The organism is Streptomyces sp. NPDC050121 (assembly GCF_044460385.1).
Classification (GTDB): Bacteria; Actinomycetota; Actinomycetes; order Streptomycetales; family Streptomycetaceae; genus Streptomyces; species Streptomyces soliscabiei.
Genome location: NZ_JBITJV010000062.1, coordinates 34613 through 40612 on the forward strand (window position 1 = coordinate 34613; position 6000 = coordinate 40612).

A 6000-nucleotide genomic window follows, 5' to 3' on the forward strand; every position below is an offset into this window, starting at 1 on the left:
CCCGATACCCGGAATACATGTCCCCGGAACGGAATTCCCGCGTGGTCAGAGGTTGTTCCTGTGTCACCGGTGGCCCGCGCGCGACCCTGGGGGCCGACGACGGACGTCCCTGCGGTGTTGCCCTCGTACCCCTCGATCACGTCCTGCCGCCCCTCGGTGACGTACGGTCAGACCCGGCGTCTGCTCCGGGAGTTACTGCCAGCGTGCCTTGCGGAGGACGATCCTACGTTTGTTGCCCGGGGGCGCATCAAGGGTCTCATGTGGACAGGTGCGCGGGCGTACGGTCCCAGTCCTCCGGCAGCAACGGTACGGCCCAGGACGGATCCGGGCGCCAGTGCTGCCAGCCCTCGTCGAACGGCGGCCCCCACGCACGGATCACCTCCACCGCCCTGCGGCCCGCCTCCCGCACCTGTTCGGCGACCGTCGCGTCCATCAGACCGTCCTGCTGGGCCTGCGCGAACTCGTCCTCGTCGCGCCAGCCCCAACTGCGGTCCGGGTAGACGCAGATGTCCAGAAAGTGGTCCTCCGAGTCCACCCCGTCGGCCCAACGGGCCAGCGGCTGCTCCAGATTGACGTACCAGTTCTTGAATCGCCAGCCCGGCTCCCAGAACAGCCACACCGACCAGGGCTCGCCGGGTCGGGCCAGCTTCAGCACGCCGGTGCCGAACCAGTGGGCGCGCTGCACGGTCCGCGGCTTGGTGTACCGGGTGTCCAGCGGCTCCTGGTGCAGCGGCGTGCCGTCGGCGAGAACGGGCCGCACGCACTGCGTGCCCGGGGCCATCCACACGGCGAGCACGTCCTCGTCGTCCCGCACGACGGTGACCGGGCGGGCGATGTGGAAGCGTGCTCCGCCGTTCTCCCGGTAGCGCCACAGGATCCGGTCTCCGGGCTCCCAGAAGACCGCCGCACCGCCCGTTCCCATGCGTCTCATCGCTCCACCGTCTGCCATGCACAGATATTAGGTGCCATGGACATACGACGCTGCGGCGCGCGTCACGGTTCGCGCGCCGGAGCGCGAAAGGTTACGGGTGCGTCATCCGCAGGACATCCAGGGCCTCGTCGAGCTGCTGCAGCGTCAGGTCACCGCGCTCCACGTACCCTCCGTCGAGGACGGCCTCCCGGATCGTCTTCTGATCCGCGAGGGCCTTCTTGGCGACCTTCGCGGCCTCCTCGTACCCCAGGTACTTGTTCAGCGGCGTGACCACCGACGGCGAGGACTCGGCGTACTCACGGGCGCGCTCGCGGTGTGCGACGATCCCGTCGACCGTCCGGTCCGCCAGCAGCCGCGACACGTTGGCGAGCAGCCGGACCGACTCCAGGACGTTCTTGGCGATCACCGGCAGCATGACGTTGAGCTCGAAGTTGCCCGCCGCGCCGGCGGCGGCGACCGTGGCGTCGTTGCCCACGACCTGCGCGGCGACCATCAGCACGGCCTCCGGGATCACCGGGTTCACCTTGCCGGGCATGATCGACGAGCCGGGCTGGAGGTCCGGCAGGCTGATCTCGGCCAGTCCGGTGCGCGGTCCCGAGGACATCCACCGCAGATCGTTGGCGATCTTCGTGAGTCCGACCGCGATGGTCCGCAGCTGGCCGCTGGTCTCGACGATCCCGTCCCGCGCGCCCTGCGCCTCGAAGTGGTCGCGCGCCTCGGTCAGCGGCAGTGCGGTGACCCGGGCGATCTCCTCGATGACGGCAGCGGAGAAGCCCGGCGGCGTGTTGATCCCGGTGCCCACGGCGGTGCCGCCCAGCGGCAGCTCGGCGAGACGCGGGAGGGAGGCGTGCAGCCGCTCCACGCCGTACCGCACCTGCGCGGCGTATCCGCCGAACTCCTGGCCCAGGGTGACGGGCGTGGCGTCCATCAGATGCGTCCGCCCCGACTTCACCACGTCGGCGAACTCCCGCGACTTGCGGGTGAGGGCGTCGGCGAGGTGCTCCAGGGCGGGCACGAGGTCGCGGGTGACGGCGGCGGTGGCGGCGATGTGGATCGACGAGGGGAACACGTCGTTGGACGACTGCGAGGCGTTGACGTGGTCGTTGGGGTGCACCTCCCGCCCCAGCCGCTCACCGGCCAGCGTGGCGATGACCTCGTTGGCGTTCATGTTGGACGAGGTCCCGGAGCCGGTCTGGAACACGTCGACCGGGAAGTGCTCGTCCCACCGGCCCTCGGCGACCTCCCCGGCGGCTTCCTGGATCGCCTCGGCGATCTCCTTGTCGAGCACCCCGAGTTCCGCGTTCACCTTGGCGGCGGCGCCCTTGATCCGGGCCAGCGCCTCGATGTGCGCGCGCTCGATGCGCTGCCCGGAGACGGGGAAGTTCTCGACGGCGCGCTGCGTCTGGGCCCGCCACTTGGCGTCCGCCGGGACGCGTACCTCGCCCATGGAGTCGTGCTCGATCCGGTATTCGCTCATGTCTGTAGAGCGATCAGGGCGGCACGGTTGTTCCGGACTTCACTCGTACGTGTCGTGGGGTGTGATCCACGTCTCAGTGCGGCGGTGCAGCCGACGAGGGGGCGCCCCCGTCGAGGACGGGTGCCGGGAAGGCCCCCGAAGAGGGACCAGTTGGTGCGCGCACTGCGGCAACTGCCCATGCGGATGCGAACCGTGGTGGTGCGGCGGGCTCAGGATCGTCCGCCGTGCCCGCAGTCGGCGGCACCGGCCGCGACCGGCGCCGCCCAGGACAGCGACGCCACCACCCTGCTGTTCGAGATCTCCGACGGCCAGAGCACGCCCCGAAGACCGTCAAGAAGGGCGACACGGTCGACTTCACCGTCTGCGCCCGCTGACCGGACGCGGCGAGGACGACGCCCGCCGCTGCAATCAGGGGCGGGCGTCCGTCCGAGGAGCCGGCCAGAGGGTCGGGCCGCAGAGGTCAGGCCAGACCCGGACCCCGCACCGGGATCGTCGTGAACGTCGGCGCGGGCGCCGGGTCCCTGAAGAAGTCGTTGCCCTTGTCGTCGACGACGACGAACGCCGGGAAGTCCTCGACCTCGATCTTCCAGACGGCCTCCATGCCGAGCTCCTCGTACTCGACGACCTCGACCTTCTTGATGCAGTCCTGGGCGAGGCGGGCGGCGGGGCCGCCGATGGAGCCGAGGTAGAAGCCGCCGTGCGTGCCGCAGGCGTCCGTGACCTGCTGGGAGCGGTTGCCCTTGGCGAGCATCACCTTGGAGCCGCCGGCCGCCTGGAACTGCTCGACGTAGGAGTCCATCCGGCCGGCCGTCGTCGGCCCGAAGGAACCGGAGGCGTAGCCCTCGGGGGTCTTGGCCGGACCGGCGTAGTACACCGGGTGGTCCTTCAGGTACTGCGGCATTTCCTCGCCCGCGTCCAGCCGCTCCTTGATCTTGGCGTGCGCGATGTCACGGGCCACGACCAGCGGACCGGAGAGGGAGAGCCGGGTCTTCACCGGGTACTTCGTCAGCTCGGCGAGGATGTCGTCCATCGGCTGGTTCAGGTCGATCTTCACGACGTCGCCGGCCTCGTCGAGGTGCTCGTCCGTCGTGTCCGGCAGGAAGCGCGCCGGGTCCGTCTCCAACTGCTCCAGGAAGACGCCCTCGGCGGTGATCTTCGCGACGGCCTGCCGGTCGGCCGAGCAGGAGACGGCGATGGCGACCGGGCAGGACGCGCCGTGCCGCGGGAGGCGCACCACCCGCACGTCGTGGCAGAAGTACTTGCCGCCGAACTGCGCGCCGATCCCGATCTTCTGCGTCAGCTCGAAGACCTTCTCCTCCAGCTCCTTGTCCCGGAAGCCGTGCCCGAGCGGCGAACCCTCGGCCGGGATCTCGTCCAGGTAGTGCGCGGAGGCGTACTTCGCGGTCTTCAGCGCGTACTCGGCGGACGTGCCGCCGACGACGATCGCCAGGTGGTACGGCGGGCAGGCGGCCGTGCCCAGCGAACGGATCTTCTCCTCCAGGAACTTCATCATGGAGGCCTCGTTCAGGACGGCCTTCGTCTCCTGGTAGAGGAACGACTTGTTGGCGGAGCCGCCGCCCTTGGCCATGAACAGGAACTTGTACGCGCCGCCGTCGGCGGCGTACAGCTCGATCTGCGCCGGGAGGTTGGAGCCGGTGTTCTTCTCGTCCCACATGGTCAGCGGGGCCATCTGCGAGTAGCGCAGGTTGAGGTTCAGGTAGGCGTCGTAGATGCCGCGGGAGAGGGCCTTCTCGTCCTCACCTTCGGTGAGGACGTTCTGCCCGCGCTTGCCCATGACGATCGCCGTGCCGGTGTCCTGGCACATGGGGAGTACTCCGGCGGCCGCGATGTTCGCGTTCTTCAGCAGGTCCAGCGCGACGAACTTGTCGTTGCCGGAGGCCTCCGGGTCGTCGATGATCCGCCGCAGCTGGGCCAGGTGTGCGGGCCGGAGATAGTGCTGGATGTCGTGGATGGCCTCCTCGGCGAGCTTGCGCAGCGCCTCCGGCTCCACCTTGAGGAACGTCCGCCCGTCGGCCTCGAAGGTGGAGACACCCTCGGAGGTCACCAGCCGGTAGGGGGTGGTGTCCTCTCCCATGGGGAGCAGATCGGTGTACGCGAACTCAGGCATCTCGCCCATTCCTCACTCGACAGACGGCGCCCGCCTCCGTTGGCGGGCGCTCACCAGCGTAGAACCTGCCACTGACGCCGGGCCTGTGAGGTAAGGCTCAGTTCGGCGCCGGCCCGATGGGGCGTCTCGGGGTTCGACAGGGGTATCGCGATCTATCGTGTTTGGGTACCCTGCTGTCGTGGACCTTCAGAAGCAGACCGCCGCACCCACGCCGGCCGCCGAGTTGCGCGCCTCCGACGCAGACCGTGACCGTATCGCCGACTTGCTCCGCGAGGCCCTCGCGGAGGGCCGGCTGACCGCCGACGAGCACGCCGAGCGCGTCGAGGGCGTACTGGCCGCCAAGACGGTCGGCGAACTGGAGGCGTTCGTCCGGGACCTGCCCGCCGCGCACGAGCGCCGCGCGGCCCCCGCCTCCGCCCCCAGCCGGCCCACCGCGGGCGCGATACCCGCCGACCCCGACGACAACGTGGTCGCGGTCTTCAGCAGCGCCGTCCGCAGGGGCCGTTGGCGCGCGGGCCGCCGTATCCACGCGTACGCGGTCTTCGGCACCGTCGAGATCGACCTCACCGAGGCGCTCTTCGAGTACCAGCAGGTCGTGATCAAGGCGATCTCGGTCTTCGGCAACATCGAGGTCCGCGTCCCGGAGAACGTCTCGCTGCGCGGCACCGGCGGCGCAGTGCTCGGCAACTTCGAGGTGGACGCGCTCGATTCGCCCCAGTCCGACGCGCCCGTGGTCTACGTCGACGGATGGGCGGTGCTGGGCAACATCGAAGGCCGGCCGAAGCGGGGCAAGCTCGTCGCGGACATTCTCGATCGGGTTCAGTACAAGGTCGACAAGAGTTTGCGCAAACACCTGGACCGTTGACGGTCGTGAACGCGCCAACCCCGACAGCGGGGGATCCGGCGGTTGCGAACCCTGTGCATAGGCGCGCGCACAGCGGGTAGGCCTTGCTGCATCGTCTCTCGCTCGCGAAGCCGTCGTCAGGAGTAGACCCGTGCTGCAACCGCCGCATTCGTCCCTGCAGGTCGCCGCTGTCCCGGCCCAGCGGGTACCAGCGCGCGACAGGGACCAAGACGCTCCCTGGCATACCGAGGCGGTGTGCCGACGCGACGAGGCGGGCCTGTTCTTCGCCCCCTCCAAGGAGCCCACAGCCGCCCGGCTCTCCCGCGAGGAAGCAGCGAAGCGGGTCTGTGCGCGCTGCCCCGTCATGGTGGAGTGTCGCGAACACGCCCTCCTGCAACCCGAGCCCTACGGCGTCTGGGGCGGCCTCACCGCCGCCGAACGCCGCGTGGTCCTCGCCCGCCGCCGCCGCCGCGACGTGGAACTGAAGAAGGCGGCCCGAGCGACGGACCGCATAGCGCAGGCGGGCTAGGTGTATTGCCCTGTGAGGTTGGGGACGCGGCTGGCGGGTGGTTGGCCTTTCAGCGCGGTGTGTCCGCGGTGGTGATTGTAGGTGTGCAGCC

At 69.8% G+C, this 6000-nt stretch carries 5 protein-coding genes; 2 read left to right on the forward strand and 3 right to left on the reverse strand.

The genetic code is table 11. The features are described 5' to 3' along the window. Positions 1-256: 256 nt before the first annotated feature. The 3 genes from ACIBTS_RS46070 to ACIBTS_RS46080 all read right to left on the reverse strand — a co-directional run bounded on the left by ACIBTS_RS46070 (position 257) and on the right by ACIBTS_RS46080 (position 4536). On the reverse strand, positions 257-949 hold the full coding sequence (locus ACIBTS_RS46070; RefSeq protein WP_399327460.1) for a DUF402 domain-containing protein: 693 nt from the start codon (positions 947-949) through the stop codon (positions 257-259). A 73-nt stretch (positions 950-1022) separates the two neighbouring features. Then, positions 1023-2408: a class II fumarate hydratase gene (locus ACIBTS_RS46075; protein WP_399327462.1), complete on the reverse strand. Its 1386-nt coding sequence runs from the start codon at positions 2406-2408 to the stop codon at positions 1023-1025. A gap of 460 nt (positions 2409-2868) precedes the next feature. Then, the gene (locus ACIBTS_RS46080; RefSeq protein ID WP_399327464.1) at positions 2869-4536 is read right to left on the reverse strand and encodes a fumarate hydratase; all 1668 of its coding nucleotides are present in this window, start codon (positions 4534-4536) and stop codon (positions 2869-2871) included. Between the two features lie 178 nt (positions 4537-4714). Between ACIBTS_RS46080 and ACIBTS_RS46085 the strand changes: the two genes are divergently transcribed. Both ACIBTS_RS46085 and ACIBTS_RS46090 read left to right on the forward strand, forming a co-directional pair. Continuing rightward, positions 4715-5401: a DUF1707 domain-containing protein gene (locus ACIBTS_RS46085; protein ID WP_399327465.1), complete on the forward strand. Its 687-nt coding sequence runs from the start codon at positions 4715-4717 to the stop codon at positions 5399-5401. 130 nt (positions 5402-5531) lie between these two features. Continuing rightward, complete coding sequence (locus ACIBTS_RS46090; protein WP_319671573.1) at positions 5532-5909, forward strand: WhiB family transcriptional regulator; 378 nt, start codon at positions 5532-5534, stop codon at positions 5907-5909. Positions 5910-6000 lie beyond the last annotated feature (91 nt).